At 65.0% G+C, this 18754-nt stretch carries 15 protein-coding genes; 7 read left to right on the top strand and 8 right to left on the bottom strand.

Annotated features, from left to right (window positions below; genetic code table 11):
* The first annotated feature begins 63 nt into the window (after positions 1-63).
* Complete coding sequence (locus BRSPCE3_RS31750; RefSeq protein ID WP_016845514.1) at positions 64-618, top strand: ActR/PrrA/RegA family redox response regulator transcription factor; 555 nt, start codon at positions 64-66, stop codon at positions 616-618.
* Between the two features lie 284 nt (positions 619-902).
* Here BRSPCE3_RS31750 and BRSPCE3_RS31755 read toward each other — a convergent pair whose 3' ends face one another.
* Positions 903-1385, bottom strand: a complete 483-nt coding sequence (locus BRSPCE3_RS31755) for an MmcB family DNA repair protein (RefSeq protein WP_244070402.1) — start codon at positions 1383-1385, stop codon at positions 903-905.
* A gap of 145 nt (positions 1386-1530) precedes the next feature.
* Here BRSPCE3_RS31755 and BRSPCE3_RS31760 point away from each other — a divergent pair, with 145 nt between their 5' ends.
* Positions 1531-2649, top strand: coding sequence for a VWA domain-containing protein (locus tag BRSPCE3_RS31760; RefSeq protein WP_244070404.1), 1119 nt, complete (start codon positions 1531-1533; stop codon positions 2647-2649).
* Positions 2650-2795: 146 nt separating this feature from the next.
* The gene (locus tag BRSPCE3_RS31765) at positions 2796-4484 is read left to right on the top strand and encodes an alpha-amylase family protein (RefSeq protein WP_244070406.1); all 1689 of its coding nucleotides are present in this window, start codon (positions 2796-2798) and stop codon (positions 4482-4484) included.
* Here BRSPCE3_RS31765 and BRSPCE3_RS31770 read toward each other — a convergent pair.
* Both BRSPCE3_RS31770 and BRSPCE3_RS31775 read right to left on the bottom strand, forming a co-directional pair.
* A complete protein-coding gene (locus BRSPCE3_RS31770) occupies positions 4481-6088 on the bottom strand; it encodes an alpha-amylase family glycosyl hydrolase (protein ID WP_244070408.1) in 1608 nt (535 codons plus the stop codon). The genes BRSPCE3_RS31765 and BRSPCE3_RS31770 overlap by 4 nt on opposite strands.
* 208 nt (positions 6089-6296) lie before the next feature.
* The gene (locus BRSPCE3_RS31775) at positions 6297-7109 is read right to left on the bottom strand and encodes an RMD1 family protein (RefSeq protein ID WP_244070410.1); all 813 of its coding nucleotides are present in this window, start codon (positions 7107-7109) and stop codon (positions 6297-6299) included.
* A 174-nt stretch (positions 7110-7283) separates the two neighbouring features.
* On the opposite strand from BRSPCE3_RS31775, the gene BRSPCE3_RS31780 reads away from it, so the two are divergent.
* Complete coding sequence (locus BRSPCE3_RS31780; protein WP_244070412.1) at positions 7284-7952, top strand: MBL fold metallo-hydrolase; 669 nt, start codon at positions 7284-7286, stop codon at positions 7950-7952.
* 15 nt (positions 7953-7967) lie between these two features.
* Here BRSPCE3_RS31780 and BRSPCE3_RS31785 read toward each other — a convergent pair whose 3' ends face one another.
* Together BRSPCE3_RS31785 and BRSPCE3_RS31790 are read right to left on the bottom strand one after the other, a co-directional pair.
* Positions 7968-9149, bottom strand: coding sequence for a PHB depolymerase family esterase (locus BRSPCE3_RS31785; RefSeq protein WP_244070414.1), 1182 nt, complete (start codon positions 9147-9149; stop codon positions 7968-7970).
* A gap of 210 nt (positions 9150-9359) precedes the next feature.
* The gene (locus BRSPCE3_RS31790; RefSeq protein WP_244070416.1) at positions 9360-10766 is read right to left on the bottom strand and encodes an MFS transporter; all 1407 of its coding nucleotides are present in this window, start codon (positions 10764-10766) and stop codon (positions 9360-9362) included.
* A 298-nt stretch (positions 10767-11064) separates the two neighbouring features.
* On the opposite strand from BRSPCE3_RS31790, the gene BRSPCE3_RS31795 reads away from it, so the two are divergent.
* Complete coding sequence (locus BRSPCE3_RS31795) at positions 11065-12306, top strand: LLM class flavin-dependent oxidoreductase (protein ID WP_244070418.1); 1242 nt, start codon at positions 11065-11067, stop codon at positions 12304-12306.
* 380 nt (positions 12307-12686) lie between these two features.
* On the opposite strand, the gene BRSPCE3_RS31800 is transcribed toward BRSPCE3_RS31795, so the two are convergent.
* Both BRSPCE3_RS31800 and BRSPCE3_RS31805 read right to left on the bottom strand, forming a co-directional pair.
* Positions 12687-13706, bottom strand: a complete 1020-nt coding sequence (locus tag BRSPCE3_RS31800; RefSeq protein WP_244070420.1) for an adenylate/guanylate cyclase domain-containing protein — start codon at positions 13704-13706, stop codon at positions 12687-12689.
* A 24-nt stretch (positions 13707-13730) separates the two neighbouring features.
* Positions 13731-14573, bottom strand: coding sequence for an SDR family NAD(P)-dependent oxidoreductase (locus tag BRSPCE3_RS31805; RefSeq protein WP_244070422.1), 843 nt, complete (start codon positions 14571-14573; stop codon positions 13731-13733).
* Positions 14574-14753: 180 nt separating this feature from the next.
* Between BRSPCE3_RS31805 and BRSPCE3_RS31810 the strand changes: the two genes are divergently transcribed.
* Together BRSPCE3_RS31810 and BRSPCE3_RS31815 are read left to right on the top strand one after the other, a co-directional pair.
* A complete protein-coding gene (locus BRSPCE3_RS31810) occupies positions 14754-15716 on the top strand; it encodes a sensor histidine kinase (protein ID WP_244070424.1) in 963 nt (320 codons plus the stop codon).
* 204 nt (positions 15717-15920) lie between these two features.
* Positions 15921-17693: a bifunctional diguanylate cyclase/phosphodiesterase gene (locus BRSPCE3_RS31815; RefSeq protein ID WP_244070426.1), complete on the top strand. Its 1773-nt coding sequence runs from the start codon at positions 15921-15923 to the stop codon at positions 17691-17693.
* Between the two features lie 405 nt (positions 17694-18098).
* Here the strand turns inward: BRSPCE3_RS31815 and BRSPCE3_RS31820 are convergent, their stop codons facing one another.
* On the bottom strand, positions 18099-18740 hold the full coding sequence (locus BRSPCE3_RS31820) for a carboxymuconolactone decarboxylase family protein (protein ID WP_244070428.1): 642 nt from the start codon (positions 18738-18740) through the stop codon (positions 18099-18101).
* Positions 18741-18754 lie beyond the last annotated feature (14 nt).

Here is an 18754-nt window from a genome sequence, read left to right on the forward strand (position 1 = left end):
GCCTTGGCAGCGCCGCAGTAGACCCCCATATAATAGGGTGTCTGCCACAGGGAAAAATGGACCGTGAACGCCATCACTGAACTGAATGACCATGCCGACCGCTCGCTCCTCATTGTCGAGGACGACAAGCCGTTCCTGGAACGCCTGTCGCGCGCGATGGAGACGCGCGGCTTCGCAGTGAAGTCATGCGACACAGTGTCCGATGGTCTCGCCGAGATCGGCCGCGCCGCGCCCGCTTTCGCGGTCGTCGACCTCCGGCTCGGCGACGGCAACGGCCTCGACGTCGTCTCGGCGTTGAAGCGCAAGCGTCCCGAGGCGCGCGCGATCGTGCTGACCGGCTACGGCAATATCGCCACCGCCGTGACCGCGGTGAAGATGGGCGCCGTCGACTATCTCTCGAAGCCCGCCGATGCCGACGACGTCGTCGCCGCGCTGCTCGCGACCGGCACCGAGAAGTCCGAGTTGCCGGCCAACCCGATGTCGGCGGACCGCGTACGCTGGGAGCACATCCAGCGCATCTACGAGATGTGCAACCGCAACGTCTCGGAGACCGCGCGCCGGCTCAACATGCACCGCCGCACCCTGCAGCGCATCCTCGCCAAGCGCGCGCCGCGCTAAGCGACGTTTCATATGGTTTCGCGATGGCCGGGCTCGTCCCGGCCATTTGCTTTTGCAAATACGTGTAGCCCGGATGAAACGAAGCGAAATCCGGGACGGACCATCCGCGGGGAGGCTTACCCGGATTGCGCTGCGCTTCATGCGGGCTACGTAGCTCGACTCATTCTGCGACTTAAACACCGTCACGCTGAGGAGGTCGCGAAGCGGCCGTCTCGAACGGTCGTCGGTCACCGGCCGGGCGTGTATCCTTCGAGGCTCGCTTCCACTCAGGACGACGGATCACTTCAGAGCTCATGCCCCTGCGGATCGACCAGGCGGTTGATGCGCTGGGCTGCCGCCATCGCAAACCGCACCGTCATCGCCTTGCGGGTGGCGGCCGGCAGGCGATGCTCCGGCGCTTCGCAATGCAGATGCGCGCCATAGGCGTCGGCGATGATCAGCCCGGTGTCGGCGGGGAAGATCTCGCACGGCAGATCCTGCGTGAAGGCGAAGAACAGCCGATCGCAATGCATCCGGTAGTCCTGCCATTTCTGGTCGGCGCGCAGATCCTCGATCGATGACTTGATCTCGACGATCCAGATCTCGCCGCGTTCATTGAGCGCGACCAGGTCGGCCCGCCGGCCGGACGGCAGCGGCAATTCGCTGATGCAGGAAAATCCCAGCGATCTCAGAAGTCTCGCCGTGCCGCGCGCGATCGCGAGCGCAGTCTCCGACTGGCGTCGGTCGGGCGCGGGCACGAGCGTGATCTGGCGGGCGGGCGACTCCATCCAAGGAGATTATCCGATTCCATGACCCAACGGCAGCGCCGGAATCGGCCGCAAATTCGCACCCAGGCCGCCGCGATTCCGGCCTCAAGCCACCGCGAAGCCGGTGGAACTTTGGTTCCGAGGGACGAAACCACTGGAGAGACCCATGCGGTCACGCATCACACTTCGCTCGTTCGTCTTCGCTCTCGCAACCCTGCCGCTAACAGCCGGACTGTCCTCCGCCATCGCCAAGCCCGTGGTCGAGGTCGCGTTCGTGCTCGACACCACGGGCTCGATGGGCGGATTGATCGAGGGCGCCAAGCGCAAGATCTGGTCGATCGCGACCGCGATCGTCGATTCCAATCCCGACGCCGATATCCGCATGGGCCTGGTCGCCTATCGCGACATCGGCGACGACTATGTCACCCAGAAAGTCGAGCTGACGCGCGACATCCAGGATCTCTACGGCAATCTGCTCGACTTGAAGGCGCGCGGCGGCGGCGACTGGCCGGAGAGCGTCAACGAGGCGCTCGATGTCGCCGTCAACAAGATGCAGTGGACGCAGGGCCGCGACGGCACGCGCATCGTGTTCCTGGTCGGCGACGCCCCGCCGCACATGGACTATGCGCAGGACACCAAATACCCGGTCACGCTCGCGGTCGCCAAGCAGAAGGACATCATCGTCAACGCCGTGCTCGCCGGCAACGCGCAGGATACCGAGCGGGTGTGGCGCGATATCGCGCAACACGGCAACGGCGAGTTCATTCCGATCCCGCAGGATGGCGGCCAGATCGTCACGATCGAGACGCCGTTCGACGATGACATCATCATCCTGCAGCGCGAGATCAACGGCACCGTGATTCCCTACGGCCCGCGCGCGCTGCAGAAGCGCACGGAATCCAAGACCCAACAGCTCGCAAGCGTCGCCGCCGCTTCACCGGCGCGCGCCTCGGAGATGGCAAGCTTCATCAACAAGCGGTCGAAGGCGACGTCGGAAGCAGTCACCGGCGACGGCGACCTGGTCGCCGACGTCGCCGCCGGCCGCAACGAGATCGCCAAGGTCAGGGATGAGGACCTGCCCGACAATCTCCGCGCGATGAAGCCCGAGGCGCGCGGCGCCGAGGTCGACAAGCAGATCACCCGGCGCAAGGCGTTGAACGAAAAGCTCGCCGCGCTGGTCGCCAAGCGCGACAAATACGTCGCCGAGCACCGCAAGAGCGCACCGAAGGCATCATCATTCGATCGCGTGGTCGAGGATACGTTGAAGGCGCAGATCAAGCGGTAGCAGCCGGTCCAGGAATACGGCCCAGGAATACGGCCCGGGAATGCGGCCCACGCGCGTCGTCCCGCAGCTTGCGGGATGACGCTCAGGGCAGGAACCCGTCGCCGCCTCGCCGCTTATCTCCCGGCCCCGCCGGAGAGGACAGCCTGGTGATCGACGACCTCTGGTACAAGAATGGCGTGATCTACTGCCTGTCCGTTGGCACCTATATGGATGCCAACGGCGACGGCATTGGCGATTTCGGCGGCCTGCTGCGGCGTCTGGACTATCTGGACGGGCTCGGCATCACCACGATCTGGCTGATGCCATTTCAGACGTCGCCCAACAGGGACGGCGGCTATGACATTTCGGACTATTACGGCGTCGATCCGCGCTACGGCACGCTGGGCGATTTTGTCGAATTCACCCATGGCTGCCGGCAACGCGGCATCCGCGTGATCATCGACCTCGTCGTCAATCACACCTCGGATCAGCACGCCTGGTTCAAATCCGCGAGGAGCTCGAAGGACTCGCCCTTCCGCGACTGGTACGTCTGGTCCGACAAGAAGCCCGCCAACGCCAACACCGGCATGGTGTTTCCCGGCGTCCAGAAATCGACCTGGACGCGCGACAAGCAGGCCGGTGCCTGGTACTTCCATCGCTTCTACGATTTCCAGCCGGACCTCAACACATCGAACCCGCACGTGCAGGCCGAGATCCTCAAGATCATGGGATTCTGGATCCAGCTCGGCGTCTCCGGCTTCCGCATGGACGCCGTGCCCTTCGTGATCGCGACCAAGGGCAGCTCGGTGCGCAAGCCGGTCGAGCAATATGACATGCTGCGATCGTTTCGCGAATTCCTGCAATGGCGTCAGGGCAACGCGATCATCCTCGCCGAAGCCAATGTGCTGCCCGAGACGGACATGGAGTATTTCGGGCGCGACGGCGACCGCATGCAGATGATGTTCAACTTCCACGTCAATCAGCATCTGTTCTACGCGCTGGCATCAGCCGATACGAAGCCGTTGGCGAAAGCATTGACGGCGACCAGGCCACGGCCTCCGACCGCGCAATGGGGCCTGTTCCTGCGCAACCACGACGAGCTCGACCTCGGCCGCCTCACCAAGGCGCAGCGCGAGACGGTGTTCAAGGCGTTCGGTCCCGACAAGAGCATGCAGCTCTACGGCCGCGGCATCCGTCGGCGCCTCGCGCCCATGCTGGGCGGCGACCGCCGGCGTCTGGAGCTCGCTTACAGCCTGATGTGCACGCTGCCCGGCACGCCCGTGATCCGCTACGGCGACGAGCTCGGCATGGGTGACAATCTCGACTTGCCCGAGCGCGCCTGCGCACGCACGCCGATGCAATGGTCGACCGAACCGCATGGTGGCTTCACCGAGAGCGATCGGCCATGTGTGCCGGTGATCGACGAAGGTCCCTATGGCTATCAACACGTCAACGCCGCCAAGCAGCGACGCGACCCGAATTCGATGCTGAACTGGACCGAACGCATCATCCGCATGCGCAAGGAAGTCCCCGAGATCGGCTGGGGAGACTTCAAGGTCATCAGCAGCCGAACTCCGGCCGTCCTGGTCATTCGTTACGACTGGCGCAACAACTCGGTGCTGTTCGTGCACAATTTCGCGGAAAAGCCGCTCGAGATATCGTTCAACGTGGGGCTGCCTGACGACGCCGGCAATCTCCTGGTCAACCTCCTGACCGAGGATCACAGCCGCGCCGACGATGGCCGTCACAAGCTTCTGATCGAGGCCTACGGCTATCGCTGGTACAGGGTCGGCGGGCTCGACTACCTGCTGAAGCGCAGCGATATCGATACCAACGAACCCCGCAAGCCGCGCTAATCATCCTGATGCGGGCCGAGGATCACGCCTTCATTGGCGCGCAGGTCGAGCACGCCTTCGACCTTCTCGCCTTGCCGGTCCATCAAGGTCGACAGCAGAACCTCGTTGCTGAAGCCGATCGCGCTGGAAGAGACCGAGGCCGGCGCCGCGCCGAAATTCAGCGCGATCACCGCGACGCCCTCGACGCTGCGCCGCCGGTAGAGCAGCACATCGCCGTGCGCCGCCACCGGCTCGTAGCTGCCATGGACGAGCTGTGGCAACTTTCGACGCAACGCGATCAGCGCCTTGTAGAGGTTGAGGATCGACGCTCCATCTGCCTCGAGGCTTGCGACATTGTCGCGTGCGAAATCCTGCGCCAGCGGCAGCCACGGCTTCGCGGTCGAGAAACCGGCATAGCGTTCGGCGCTCCATTGCATCGGGGTGCGGCAGCCGTCGCGGCCGACGCCGATGCCAGGCACATTTTTCTCGAAGGGATCGCGCACCTCGCCAGGGGCGATCGCAACCTGGTGCATGCCGATCTCGTCTCCGTAATAGAGCGTCGGCGTGCCGCGCAACGTCAGCAGCAGCATCGCCGCGACCGGCGCCTGCGCAGGTCCCACCCGGCTCGCCACCCGCGGCCGGTCGTGGTTGCCGAGCACCCAGTTCGGCCACGCACCCGGCGGCAGCGCCTTCTCATAGTCGGCGATGATCTGCTCGACGGCGCGCGCGCTCCACAAGGTCGACAGCAGTGCGAAGTTGAACGGCATCTGCGCGCCGCGCAGATCGTTGCCGTAATAGGCGACCAGCCGGTGCAGCGGCAGATAGATCTCGCCGATCAGCACGCGGTTGTCGAACTCCTCGGTGACTCCGCGCATCTCGGTGATGACGGCGTGCACCTCGAGCTGATCGGTGGAATACTGCGTCAGCACCTTCTCGTGCGGCGGCCGACCCTCGCGGTAGTGCGGGTTCGGCGGGTTGTCGCGGAATTCGGCGTCCTTGATCAGGTGCCAGATCACGTCGACACGAAAGCCGTCGACGCCCTTGCGCAACCAGAAACGCATCACGTCGTAGATCGCGTCCCTGACCTCGCGATTGCGCCAGTTGAGATCGGGCTGCTGCGCGAGGAAGGCGTGATAATAGTATTGGCCTGAGGCCTCGTCATACGCCCAGGCGCTGCCGCCGAACTCCGACAGCCAGTTGTTGGGTGGGCCGCCATCCGGCGCCGGATCGCGCCAGATGTACCAGTCGCGCTTCGGGTTCTCGCGCGAGCTCTTCGCCTCGATGAACCAGGGGTGCTGATCGGAGCTGTGGTTCGGCACCAGATCGAGGATCAGCTTGAGGCCGGAATCGTGGGCGGCCGCGACCAGCGCGTCGAAATCCTCCATCGTCCCGAACAGCGGATCGATGCCGGTGTAATCGGAGATGTCGTAACCGAAATCGGCCATCGGCGAGGCGAAGATCGGCGACAGCCAGACCGCATCGACGCCAAGCCGCGTCAGATAAGGCAGCCGCGCGATGATCCCCCTGAGATCACCGACGCCGTCGCCGTCGCTATCCCCGAACGAGCGCGGATAGACCTGATAGAAGATGCCGCGCCGCCACCAGTCCCTGTTGTCCTGGTCCATCCCATTCCCCCTCGCTCGTCGTCCCCGTGTCCCCGGGGTTGTCCGCAGGTTCAGGGATGACGCACAATTCGGGACAGAAAAATGGCGCTGCAATGCGTCAGTGCCGTAGCCCGGATGGAGCGAAGCGTAATCCGGGGGCCACCGGAACGACTGGTAAGAAATCCCGGATTTCGCTGCGCTGCATCCGGGCTACGCTCACGGCAAGATCTTAGTGGCGGGCCATCGCCAGCTGATAGATGGTGATCAGCACCTCGAACAGGATCAGGAAGACGATGATCAGCTCGAGCCGCAGCGAGCGGCCGGTGTCGATGATGTCGGTCAGGACCTGCGCGGTCTCGGCGACGACCGCGAGCTTGCGGTTGAGCGATTCCGCGCGCTCCTTCAACTCATACTCGTCTTCGAGCCGGGCATAGAGCCGCTCGAGCTGCGGCTTGTCCCAGAGGATGTCGGGTTTCTCCGAGACTTCGACCGGGCCGGCCACGCGATGCCGCACCAACAGCGCGTTGCCGATGTGCTTGAGGATCGCAACCCGCCCGCCCTGGACCCGACCACCCTTGGCGAGCTCGCGTGCCAGCGGTTCGGTGGTGTCGAACACCGCGCGAACCTCGCGTTCATGCCGCGCCAGCACCACGCTCTTCGCCAGCGCCTCGCCGACCAGGATCAGCCGCTCCGGCGACAGGCTCTGCAGATAGATCGGACCGCCCGGCGGGATCTGATCTTCCTTATCGGCGGCGACCTCGATGATCGCGATCTCCTCCTCGCGCCGCGTGAACAATCCGGTCATGCGCGATTGCAGGCTGCGCAGGAATTCGTCCTCTTCGAGCGCATTGAGACCGATCAGGACGACGACGCCGTAGCGGAACAGGATCGCTACACCATTGTCATTGACGCGAAACGCCAGCGGCGTGGTGGCCAGCACGTCGCCGCGCTCGAGACCGGACGTGTTGATGCGATCCGCGACGAAGAAGGCGCGGGCGGTGGTCCGGGGTCCGCCGAGCGGTGAGTTGGGAGCCTGGGTCATGAAGTTCCGGACTGCGAGGAGGTACGTGTGATCGAGAGCAGCCGCGTACCGGCCTGCTCACAAATTTGTTGTGCCGGAGGTGACCTTATCACGGTCCGTTTTGGGATCACACGCCGGGGCAAAAGCATTTCCCGTGCATGTTGACGGCATTTTCCGGAAGCCTATGGTGCCCTCATGAACGACACAACCGACACCAAACCGAAGGCCGGCGCGATCATCGTGCCGGTGACGCTGTTCGAGCAGAACTGCACCATCATCTGGCACGAGCCGACCAAGAAGGCCGTCGTGATCGACCCCGGCGGGGACGTCGCGAAGATCCAGGCCGCGATCAAGCAGACCGGCGTGACGGTCGAGAAGATCTGGCTGACCCACGGCCATATCGACCATGTCGGCGGCGCCGCCGAGCTGCGCGACGCGCTGCAGGTCAAAATCGAGGGCCCGCACATCGCGGACAAGTATCTGCTCGATAATGTGGTCTCGAGCGGCGAACGCTTCGGCATCACCGGGGTGCGCAATTTCGGTCCGGACCGCTGGCTCGACGAGGGTGATCAGGTCTCGATCGGCGACCTCACCTTCGACATCCTGCACTGCCCCGGCCATTCGCCGGGCAGCGTGGTGTTCTTCAACAAGGAGCTGCGCTTCGCCCATGTCGGCGACGTCTTGTTCGCCGGTTCGGTCGGGCGCACCGACCTGCCCGGCGGCAGCCATCCGACGCTGATCCAGTCGATCAAGGAGAAACTGCTGCCGCTCGGCGACGATGTCGGCTTCATCTGCGGCCACGGCGCCGGATCGAGCATCGGCCAGGAGCGGATGACGAACCCGTTCCTGACCGGCGAGATGTAGCTACTTTATCAGCCCCTATTTCATCAGCCCTGCGGCGGTGAGCGCCCGTGTGATGACGCCGCCGACGTCGGCAGCCCTGCTGCGTCGCGTGCGCGGCCGGTCGCTCTTGCGGCCGGATGCGGCTTCAGGCGCGGGCTCGGCCGCAGCCACCGGGATCGTCATCGAGATCGTGTCAGCATTCTCGCGCGGCACTCCGGTCGGCGCGATCTGCGGCTGACGGACCTTGTCGGTCAGGCCGAAGAAGCTCGCGATGTGATAGGACGAGGAGATCCCGGCCTCGATCAGGAACGCGCCCTCGACGCCGTAGCGCTCGTCATTGTCGGCCAGCCCGAGCGGCGTGCCATGCGCCATGTCGGTGATGCTGAACGACTCGACCAGCGTTTCGCCGTCGGCGTTCCACCAAACCTCGCGCGGATGGCCATCGACATCCGCCTTCGACATCGCAGCCAGCGGCAGGCCATGCACGTCGAGCCACTGCCGGACGATCGCATCGGCGTTGCCGGGATGCACGGTGCGGTCGGCGCTGCCGTGCCACACCGAAATCTTCGGCCACGCGCCGTCATGCGTAGACGCGTTGCGAACCAGACCGCCGAGCTCGGGCGCCGACAGCGCGCTTGCATGCATCATCGCATTGAGCGCCTCGCGCAGATCGGTGGCGACGCCGAACGGCAGGCCGGCGATGATCGCGCCCGCCGCGAACACGTCGGGATAGGTCGCGAGCATGACCGAGGCCATCGCACCGCCTGCAGACAGTCCCGTCACATAGACACGGCGCGGATCGATCTCATGCGCGCCGACCATCTGCGCGATCATCTGCCGGATCGAAGCGGCCTCGCCCTGGCCGCGCGCGATGTCCTGCGGATTGAACCAGTTGAAGCAGGTGTTGCCGTTGTTGATCGCCTGCTGCTCCGGCATCAGCAGCGCGAAGCCGTAATGCGCGGCAAGCGCCGACCAGCCGGCGCCGAGATCGTAGGACGCTGCGGCCTGGCCGCAGCCATGCAGCACCACGACGAGCGCCGGCGACCGCGCAAGCTGCGCGGGCACGAACGAGAACATCCTGAGATCGCCGGGGTTGACGCCGAACTCGGTCGTCTCGACGAGCGGCGTCGGCACCGCCGGCGCAAGCGCGCCGAGGCCGCTGAACGCGTTCATCTTGGGCAGATGACGCAAGAATTCGACATTGTTGACCAGGGACAACAGCAACTCCTGAGGTGATTTTATTCTTCTGTGTCACCGGATCAGATAATTGCTGCACTGCGAAATGAAAAGGCCGTGTGCTGTCTTTCCCTGCGGATTGTGAGAATCGGCGTTAACGCGTGAGCGCGCGGCGGATCGGCTGAAATAGTTGCCCTAGCACCTTGTTTGAACATGAACTTTTGGAAAGACATGCTCCGTATGTCGACGGATTCACGCGCTCGCGCGGCGCATCCATGACAGAAATGCGGCTGAAATTGACATCGAAAGCACAAACAATGCGCATGCCGTAAACAACGCCAGACGTGGTGATGCCGCGCTCTCAACCGCGAAGAACACTGCGCCGATCGCGGCAACGCCGGCGGCGTTGCCGATCTGCGTCGTGGTGCCGTACATGCCGGAGCCGGCGCCCGCGCTGGCAGGCTTCACGCTCGACAGCACCGCGCTCGACAATGGCGCCATCACCAGGCCCTGACCGTAGCCGAAGATCACAAGCACCAGCGCGAGCAGCAGCGCTGATGGCGCGGCGACCGTCTCGACCGTCGCGACCAGCACACCGAGTCCGACGATCTGCACCGCGCAGCCCTCGATCAGCACCAGCGTGCCGCGATGCCTCGCACGCGCGCCGCTATGGCGCGAGGCGATCACGAAGGTCAGCGCCAGCGGCACGAACACGAGTCCGGCCTGCAGCGGTGGAATCTGCAGGCCCTTCTGCATGAACATCGTCATGATCAGATAGAACGACAAGTTGGCGAAGAAGAAGAAAAACACCGCGACCAGGCCGCGCATGAAGGCCGGATCCGACAACAGCGACAGATCGATCAGCGGCATGCCGCCACGCCGCGCGACGCCGCGTTCGAGCCGCACGAACGCCGCGATCACGGCGACGCCGACCGCCATCACCAGCCAGACCCATTTCGTCCAGCCGAGATCGTGACCGAACAGCAGCGGCCCGATCAGGCACAGCAGGCCCGTGAACAGTACGATCGCGCCCGGGATATCGAGCCGCGTGCCGGCGCGGCGCGGCACCGTCGGCATGATCTTCAGCGCGGCGGCAATGATGACGACGCCGAACGGCACGTTGACGAAGAACACCGCACGCCAGCCGAGGCCTCCGAGATCGAGCGTCACCAGTGCGCCGCCGAGCATGAAGCCGGCCGCGCCGGCGAGCCCGAGCACGATGCCGTAGATGCCGAACGCCCGCGCGCGCGCCGCATCGGGGAACAGCAGATGCAGCGTCGCCAGCACCTGCGGCACCATCAACGCCGCGGTCGCGCCCTGCGCCAGCCGCGCAACGATCAGCTCAGGCCCGGACTGCGCCAGACCACACCACAGCGAGGTCACCGAGAAGCCCGCGACGCCGGCGACGAACACGTTCCTGGTGCCGTAGATATCTCCGAGCCGCCCGCCGGTGACGACCAGCGTCGCATAGGCGATTAGATAGATCGCGATCACGGCCTCGATCTGCGCCGGCGTCGCGTGCAATTCCACCGCGATGGTCGGGATCGCGACATTGACGATGAAGGCATCGACGCCGAACATAAACTGCGCCGACACCACGATCGCCAGCACCCACCAGCGGCGGGATGTCTCCGCGCGCGTCGAAACGATCTGGTGCATGCCCTGTCCTGCCCGCAATGACGTCACGCCCGACATCAGCAGATTCCGGTCATTCGCTCGATTACCTCGGACGTAAGCGATGGCTCACGGGCACGTCATCCTTGACCCACCCCGCATTTGCCCGCGCTCCGTCGCGCAATTTGCGTTGATGCGCTGGGAAACATTCCGGAGGGCGGCAATCGCCGCCGAATTGCGCAACAACCATGCCGCCGCCGCAGCCTCGGAGCATTGCCTTGCCCCGGGCCACCCCGTAGGTTGGGACAAAGCCCCGATAACAATCATCCGGAGAGAACGACCTATGGCGCGCCTCAAGTTCGGAGCCTTCCTCGCCCCGCATCACCCGATCGGCGAGCATCCGATGCTGCAATTCCGCCGCGACCTCGATTTCGTCGAGCAGCTCGACGCGCTCGGTTACGACGAATTCTGGTGCGGCGAGCACCATTCCTCGGGCTGGGAGACGATCGCCTCGCCGGAGATGTTCCTGGCCGCCGCCGGCGAGCGCACCAAGCGCATCAAGCTCGGCACCGGCGTGATCTCGCTGCCCTATCACCACCCCTTCAACGTCGCGCAGCGCATGGTGCAGCTCGACCACATGACCGGCGGCCGCGCCATCTTCGGCTCCGGCCCCGGCGCCCTCGCCTCCGACGCGCATACGCTCGGCATCGACCCGATGACCCAGCGCGACCGCCAGGACGAAGCGATCGCGGTGATCCGCCGCCTGTTCAACGGCGAACGCGTCACTGCCAAGACCGACTGGTTCGAGATGCACGACGCCGCGCTGCAGATCCTGCCGCTGCAGGAGGACATGCCGTTCGTGGTGGCCTCGCAGATCTCGCCGTCGGGCATGACGCTCGCCGGCAAGTACGGCATCGGCATCATCTCGCTGGGCTCGATGTCGACCCAGGGCCTGATGGCGCTGCCGCAGCAGTGGCAGTTCGCCGAGGACGCCGCCAAGAAGGCCGGCACCACCGTGAGCCGTTCCAACTGGCGTGTGCTGCTGTCCTGGCACATCGCCGAGACCCGCGAGCAGGCACGGCGCGAGGCCGGCGCCGGGCTGATGCGCTGGCACAACGAGTATAACGTCGGCACTTTGATGCGGCCGGGCCTGACCGCGTTTTCCTCGCCGGATGAAGCGGTCGACAAGACCGCGTTCGTCGAAGGTGCGGCGTCCACCATCGGTACGCCGGACGATCTGATCAAGATGATCAAGAACCTGGTCGATGTCTCCGGCGGCGTCGGCTCGATCATCGGCTTCGCCCATGACTGGGCCAATCCGGAAAACACCCGCCGCAGCTGGGACATGGTCGCGCGCTACGTCGTGCCCGAGATCAACGGCTATATCGACGGCCTGCGCAAGTCGCGCCAGTTCCTGATCGACAACCGCGCGGTGTTCGAGCGCGCCGGCCAGGCCGTGATGGCCAAGATCATGCAGAACGACAAGGCCGCCGCAGCCCTTCAGCATACCGGCACAGGCCGCGTCGCGATCCCGGCCGTGAATGCGCCCGACCTCGCGAAGGCGGCGGCGAAGCAGAAGGCGTGATTTGCTGCTCTCCTGGCGGAAGAAAGAACGCCAGCTCGCGCCACATCCACCTCCGTCGTCCCGGCGAAAGCCGGGACCCATAACCACAGGATTGGGTTGGTCGGGAAAGCTGTGGCTCCAGCATCGCGCAACAACTCTCATTCGGGGTAATGGGTCCCGGCCTTCGCCGGGACGACGATGAGGATGGTTCTCGTTTCCGGTTGCAACACCACGCGGTGTCATCGCCCGGCTTGACCGGGCGATCCAGTATTCCAGAGACGCTGGCGCTTGAATCGAGAAGCCGCGGCGTACTGGATCGCCCGGTCGAGCCGGGCGATGACAGTTGCGGTGGGGACACAGCTTCGCATTCTCGCGCCTCGCAGCGTGCGACTTCCGACGCGTTACGCCACCGCGCCGATCCCCACCACGTCGATGCCGTCGACGCGGCCGCGGATCGGCAGTCGGCCGAGATCGCTCACCGGAAATGGCGGCGGTGCGGCGAAGCGCGCCATCGCGGCGCGTGAGGCGAGGAAGCCGCCGTCGACCTTGCGGCTCAGCTCCTCCAGCCGCGCCGCGGTGTTCATGACGTCGCCGTTGAACACGATGGCCGGCTTGACGTCGCCGATCTCGCCGATGATCACGGGACCGAAATGCAGGCTGCCGCGGATCTGCGGGACCGCACCGAACTCACGCTCGAACTGCGACGCCGCCCGCTGCAACGCGCGACGCATCGCCAGGAAGCAGCGCAGCGGCCGGCAATCGACCGCGCCGTTCTGCTCGGACCACGTCACGATGATCTCGTCGCCGACATAGTTCAGCACCTCGCCGCGATAATCGACCACCGATTCCGTCAGCAGGCGAAAAGTGCGGTCGAGGAAGCGGTGGATGCCGACGCCGCCGAGCCGTTCGGCGAGGCCCGTCGATCCCGCGATGTCGACGAACAGCACGAAGCGGTCCTCCTCGACCGGGGAGTGGTAGCGGCCGGTGATGAAATTCATGAAGACGCGAGGCCCGATCAGGGTGGCGGTGCTGAAGCCGAAATTAAGCACCAGCGAGACCACGGCGGAATAGGCGATGCTGCGCCCAAATTCCGCAATGGAGGTCTGGAGCGACAATCCGGCGGTGCGTTCGCCGACCTGAAGCAACTGGATGGCGATGATGATGACGGCGTAGGCCGCGCTGCGCACCGTAAGCAGGGCAACAAAGGAGAGACGATTGAGTCGCTCCGCCAGCGGGCCTTGAAAGACGAACAGTTCCAGTCCGCCGAGCATCACGCAGCTCACGAGCGCATAGGCAAAGCCCGCGATGAATGCCGCCGGCGAATGACGGCCCTGCGCGAGATTGATGACGAGGCTCGCCACCAGACCGGCCACGATGACGGCGCCGAGCGTGCGCAGCTTCCGTTCGAGCTTCGCGTTCATGCCTTTTCGCCCCGGCGAGAATGTCTACCCCGCCCCCTGATCGAATGCCTTGCGCAGCGCGACATAGCCCGCCTGCTGCTGGGTCCAGTTGCGCCCGCCGGTGATGGCGCCGTCGACGACGAGGTCATGGCCGTTGATGAAGCTCGATTCGTCGCTGGCGAGGAACACCGCGGCATGCGCGATGTCGTCGGGCAGGCCCGCGCGCGGGATCGGCTGCGCCGCCTTGTAGACCTCGCGCATCACGGAAGCGGTCTTCTCGGCCGCGTCGGTCGACAGCCCGAGCGCCTTGCCGAAAATGCCGGTCGCGATTGCACCGGGCGAGATCGAATTGACGCGGATGCCGGACTCGCCGAGCTCCATCGCCACGCATTTGGTGAAGTGAATCACGGCCGCCTTCGCCGCGCCATAGACCATCGACGAGGAGAAGCCGGCAAGCCGGCCGGCGATGCTGCCATTGTTGATGATGCTGCCGGAGCCCTGTTGACGCATCTGAGGCGCGGCATGCTTCATGCCGAGCATGACGCTGCGCACCAGGGTCGCCATCGCGGCGTCGAACCGCTCGACGTCGAGGTCCTCGATGCCGCCGGTCTGCGCCGGGCCGCCGGCATTGTTGAACAGGCAGTCGATCCGGCCGAACTTCTCCACCGCAAGCGCGATCAGTGCCTGCATCTGCTCCTCGACCGTGACATCGGTCCGACGAAACACGCAATTGCCGCCGAGCCGGTGCGCCAGCGCCTCGCCTTCCGGCGCGCGGCGGCCGGCAATCACGACCCTCGCCCCCTCCGCGACAAAGACCTCCGCCGTGCGCAACCCGATGCCGCTAGTCGCCCCGGTGATCACCGCGACCTTGCCGTCCAACCGTCCCATGGCGGTCCCCCAAACCTACGTATGATGTTGCGGATATTCCCCAGCTCCTGCCGCCAACACAAGCGCCGGGACGTCGCCGCGTCTCGTGAGGTCCGCCTGTGGCCAGAAGGCCACAACTGCGGTTTTTCGGTCGCAGCGGCCTTATTTTGGTTCGCCTGTTCACGTGAACTGGAACGACAGATGGCGAAGTGGATCGACGATTTCAGGGCGTGTTGGCGGGGCGATTCCCAGCCCTCGGTGCTGCTTGCGGTGGCCTTCGCCGTGCTTTGTCTCGTTTTGGCCACGGCCGCCCGCTTCGGGCTCGCCCAGATGCGGCCCGATGTGTTCTTCACGCCCTACTTCCCGGCGGTGTTCTTCGCGACCGCCCTTGGCGGTTTCCGGATCGGGGTCGCAACCGCGCTGGCCAGCGGCCTGCTCGGGGTGCTGCTCAATTTCAGCAGCACGCACGCCGACCCGGCGCGCTTTGCGCTGCTGATGATCTTCTGGGTGGTGTGCGGCATCGCGATCTGGGGCGTGGAGCACTACCGCTCCCTGGTCGCGCAGCAGCGCGAAGTCTCCAAACGGCTGATCGAGGAGGAGCAGTACCGCAAGGTCGTGGTCGACGAGTTGCAGCACCGGCTGAAGAACAAGTCCTCGACCATTCATGCCGTGCTGCATCAGGCGCTGCAGGACCGGCCCGACGTCTGGCAGCGCATCGACCATCGCATCCGCGCGCTCTCGGCGACCGACGATCTGATCGCCCGCGTCGACGGCTATGGCTGCGATATCAGGGATTTGCTCCGCTCGGAGCTCGGTCCCTACGGCCACGTGCGGTTCAATCTCAATGGCGAGCAGCTGTTCCTGCCCGCCAAGCTCGCGGTCTCGCTGGCGCTGATCTTCCATGAGCTCGCGACCAACGCCGGGAAGTATGGCGCGTTCTCCTCGCCGCGTGGATTTTTACAGGTGTCATGGACCGTGGACGACGGACGTCTCAACGTGATCTGGGACGAGACCGAGGGACCGGTGGTCGAGGCCATCGGAGACGCCGGCTTCGGCACCAAGCTGCTGAAGTCGGCGCTGCGGCCGTTCGACGGCAAGACCGAGATCAGTTACCTGAAGACCGGTGTTCACTGCACCATGCAGTGCAAGCTTCCCAACTGTTGATAAGTCGGCTTTCCGGCACAGGCCCGTTGATCGGTGCAACCGCGCCCGCCGCAATCGCTTTCACCGGCGACCGAGGCCGCCATTGATACTCTGTTAATGACGATTGCCGCGGCGGCTTGCGAAAGCCGCGCGGGTCTCATTCTGTCACGGCATTTCGCGGGTCCGCTTAACCAAAACTACAACGGACTTTGCCAAGGTCGGCGCATGCATAGTTTCACCAAACACGATTTTCAGACGGGCGCTGCAGCGACCGGCCAAGACGACATTTTTGGAAATGAATTGCGCATCCTGCGCGACCTTCTCCAGCTGCTGCCGGCGGGCCTGACCGTCCAGGACGAGCACGGCCAGTTCATCCTGGTGAATGAAGCGGCGGCGAGCCAGTTGCAGCTGGCCGCCAGCGCGAGCCAGCCAGCGCCGGTCGACGAACGCCATGCCGCCAATCTCGACCTGCTGCGCAGCGGCCGTCCGGTGGTGCTCGAGGAGGTCCTGTCCTGCGGCGCAGCCAAATACGTGTTCCTCACTGCGCACCGGCCGGTCCAGATCGCCGGCCGCAATCTGCTGATCTCGACATCGACCGACATCAGCGAGCAGAAGGCGTTCGAGGACCAGCTGTTTCGCTCGGCCTATTACGACGAGCTGACCGGCCTGCCGACCCGCCGGGTGATCGAGCATCGCGTCAACGGCCTGATCCGCGACGCCGCGCAGAGCCATTTCGCGCTCGCCTTCCTCGACGTCGACAACTTCAAGCACATCAACGATTATTACGGCCACGCGATCGGCGATGCGCTGCTGGTCGAGCTGTCGAAGCGGCTCGGCCACGCGCTGCGCGATACCGACATCCTGTCGCGCATCTCCGGCGACGAATTCCTGCTGCTGCTGAACCCGATCAGCAGCAATGACGAGGTTGCCGAATTCATCCATGTCATGCAGGAGCGGCTGAAGGCGCCGTTCTTCATCGAGGAGTCCGAGATCTTCGCCTCGACCTCGATCGGCGTCAGCCTCTACCCCGTGCACGGCCGGAGCTACGAGGCGCTGCGCCAGAACGCCGACATCGCGATGTATCGCGTCAAGAACAACGGCAAGGGCTCGACCGCGTTCTTCGACAACAGCATGGAGCGCGAGGCGCTGGCGCGGATGAAGATCGAGCAGTCGCTGCGGCTGGCGATCCTCGAAAAACGTTTCTGCTGCGCGTTCCAGGCCAAGGTCGATATCCGCACCCAGGAGGTCAAGGGCATCGAGGCGCTGGTGCGGCTGCGCGACGACGAGGGCGTGATCCAGGCGCCCGGCACCTTCATCAACCTTGCCGTCGAGCTCGGCCTGATCGACGAGCTGACGTTCCTGGTGCTGGCGGAAATCGTCAAGTCGATCGACCTGATCAACGACACGTTCGGCCCGACCGCAACGATCAGCATCAACGTCGCCGCCAAGCAGGCCGGCAATATCGAATTCATGCGCCGCTTCGCGCGCGCGATCGAGGAGACCGGCTTCCCGAAGCGCTTCATGATCGAGGTCACCGAGGACGCCTTCGTGACGAGGTCGCATTTCCAGGACCAGATCGTGCCGATCCTGCGCGGCATCGGCGTCGGCATCTCGATCGACGATTTCGGCATCGGCTATTCGTCGCTGTCGGCGCTCGCCGACATCACCGCCGACGAGATCAAGATCGACCGCTCCTTCATCACCGACATCCATCAGCGGCCGCGCAGCCAGGGCATCCTGCGCGCGATCGAGTCGCTGAGCGATGCGCTCGGCATGACCGTGATCGCCGAAGGCATCGAGTCCTACGAGGAACTCACCTATCTGCAGGCGGCGACCAAGATCCGCTACGCCCAGGGCTATTACTTCGCCAGGCCGATCTTCCTCGAGGACCTCAAGCCGGCGACCCCGGTCGCCAGCGAGACCCGCGCCAGCCTCGCGGCGCGCCCGGCCCAGGAAGGCCGTCAGTCCTATTCGCGTGCCAGCGGCTTCCGGCGATAGAGGCGACCGCGCAATAGATCGAAGCAGCGGGCCCTCGCTTCACCTCGCCCCGCGTTCGGGCGCACCGCCAAAATATCGAAAACAACCCCATGCACAGTAGCCGGCAGCCGCCTACGGTCGACCAGGCGGCTTGACACGTCGGGCAACTCAGTTGTATCCTTCTATTATTCCGAAATCGTGGACGCGCTTGGTGCACCGCTTCGCCGCAGGATGACGGGCGGTTGCTCGCTTGCTCGGTGTCATCACCCGCGAAAGCGGGTGATCCAGTATTCCAGAGGCCGCAGCGCGCGAGCCGAGGAGCCGCGGCGTACTGGATCGCCCGGTCCATGTGCGCAATTGCGCACAGGCCGGGCGATGACAGCGGGGATTATGAGAGGCAGGAGAGCGAGACAGCTGCGGATGCCGTTACTTCTCCAGCACCGGCAGCGGCGGCACGCCGTTGTTCGCAGGGCCGGCCTGCATCGTGATCAGCGTCATCGAGACCAGGTCGTAGTAGCCCATGATGCCGATGATATCCATGATGCCGCGCTCGCCGAACTTCTCGAGCGCCGCCTTGTAGACGGTGTCGCTGACCTTCCTGTCGCGATAGAGCGCGGCGCCGAGATCGTAGAGCGCGGCCTCGTCGTCCTTCATGCCGTCGGGGCGCATGCCCTTGGCGATCGCGTCCGCGACCTTCGGATCGAGCCCGCCCTTGATCGCCAGCGGATAGTGCGCGGACCATTCATACTGCGCGGTCCAGTGCCGCGCCGTGATCAGGATCGCCATTTCGCTGAGCCGCGCCGGCAGCGAGGTATTCCAGCGCAGATACTCCGACAGGTTCGACAGCTTCGGCGCCAGATCGGGATTGCGGATATAGGCGCGGTAGGGCGGCGCGGTGAATTTGGCATTGCGCGGCGGCGCGCTGATCATGTCGGCCCAGGCCTTTTGCGGCGGCGACAGCTCCTCGGCCTTGAGCGGCGCGAAACGCGCGGCGTCCTCGGCTCGCGCGGCGGCCGGCGCGGTCAACGCCAGGACTGCCAGAACGCCCGCCCCAAGTCGTTTTCTCATTGTTGCTCTCCCTT

The organism is Bradyrhizobium sp. Ce-3, from assembly GCF_022835695.1.
In the GTDB taxonomy this organism is placed as follows: domain Bacteria; phylum Pseudomonadota; class Alphaproteobacteria; order Rhizobiales; family Xanthobacteraceae; genus Bradyrhizobium.

Bases quoted from the DNA above. Each gene is read 5' to 3' on its own strand.
- BRSPCE3_RS31760 (WP_244070404.1), top strand. From the start codon at position 1,531: ATGCGGTCACGCATCACACTTCGCTCGTTCGTCTTCGCTCTCGCAACC.
- BRSPCE3_RS31800 (WP_244070420.1), bottom strand. From the start codon at position 13,706: ATGAACGCGAAGCTCGAACGGAAGCTGCGCACGCTCGGCGCCGTCATC.
- BRSPCE3_RS31805 (WP_244070422.1), bottom strand. From the start codon at position 14,573: ATGGGACGGTTGGACGGCAAGGTCGCGGTGATCACCGGGGCGACTAGC.
- BRSPCE3_RS31770 (WP_244070408.1), bottom strand. From the start codon at position 6,088: ATGGACCAGGACAACAGGGACTGGTGGCGGCGCGGCATCTTCTATCAG.
- BRSPCE3_RS31810 (WP_244070424.1), top strand. From the start codon at position 14,754: ATGGCGAAGTGGATCGACGATTTCAGGGCGTGTTGGCGGGGCGATTCC.
- BRSPCE3_RS31815 (WP_244070426.1), top strand. From the start codon at position 15,921: ATGCATAGTTTCACCAAACACGATTTTCAGACGGGCGCTGCAGCGACC.
- BRSPCE3_RS31820 (WP_244070428.1), bottom strand. From the start codon at position 18,740: ATGAGAAAACGACTTGGGGCGGGCGTTCTGGCAGTCCTGGCGTTGACC.
- BRSPCE3_RS31795 (WP_244070418.1), top strand. From the start codon at position 11,065: ATGGCGCGCCTCAAGTTCGGAGCCTTCCTCGCCCCGCATCACCCGATC.
- BRSPCE3_RS31780 (WP_244070412.1), top strand. From the start codon at position 7,284: ATGAACGACACAACCGACACCAAACCGAAGGCCGGCGCGATCATCGTG.
- BRSPCE3_RS31790 (WP_244070416.1), bottom strand. From the start codon at position 10,766: ATGCACCAGATCGTTTCGACGCGCGCGGAGACATCCCGCCGCTGGTGG.
- BRSPCE3_RS31755 (WP_244070402.1), bottom strand. From the start codon at position 1,385: ATGGAGTCGCCCGCCCGCCAGATCACGCTCGTGCCCGCGCCCGACCGA.
- BRSPCE3_RS31775 (WP_244070410.1), bottom strand. From the start codon at position 7,109: ATGACCCAGGCTCCCAACTCACCGCTCGGCGGACCCCGGACCACCGCC.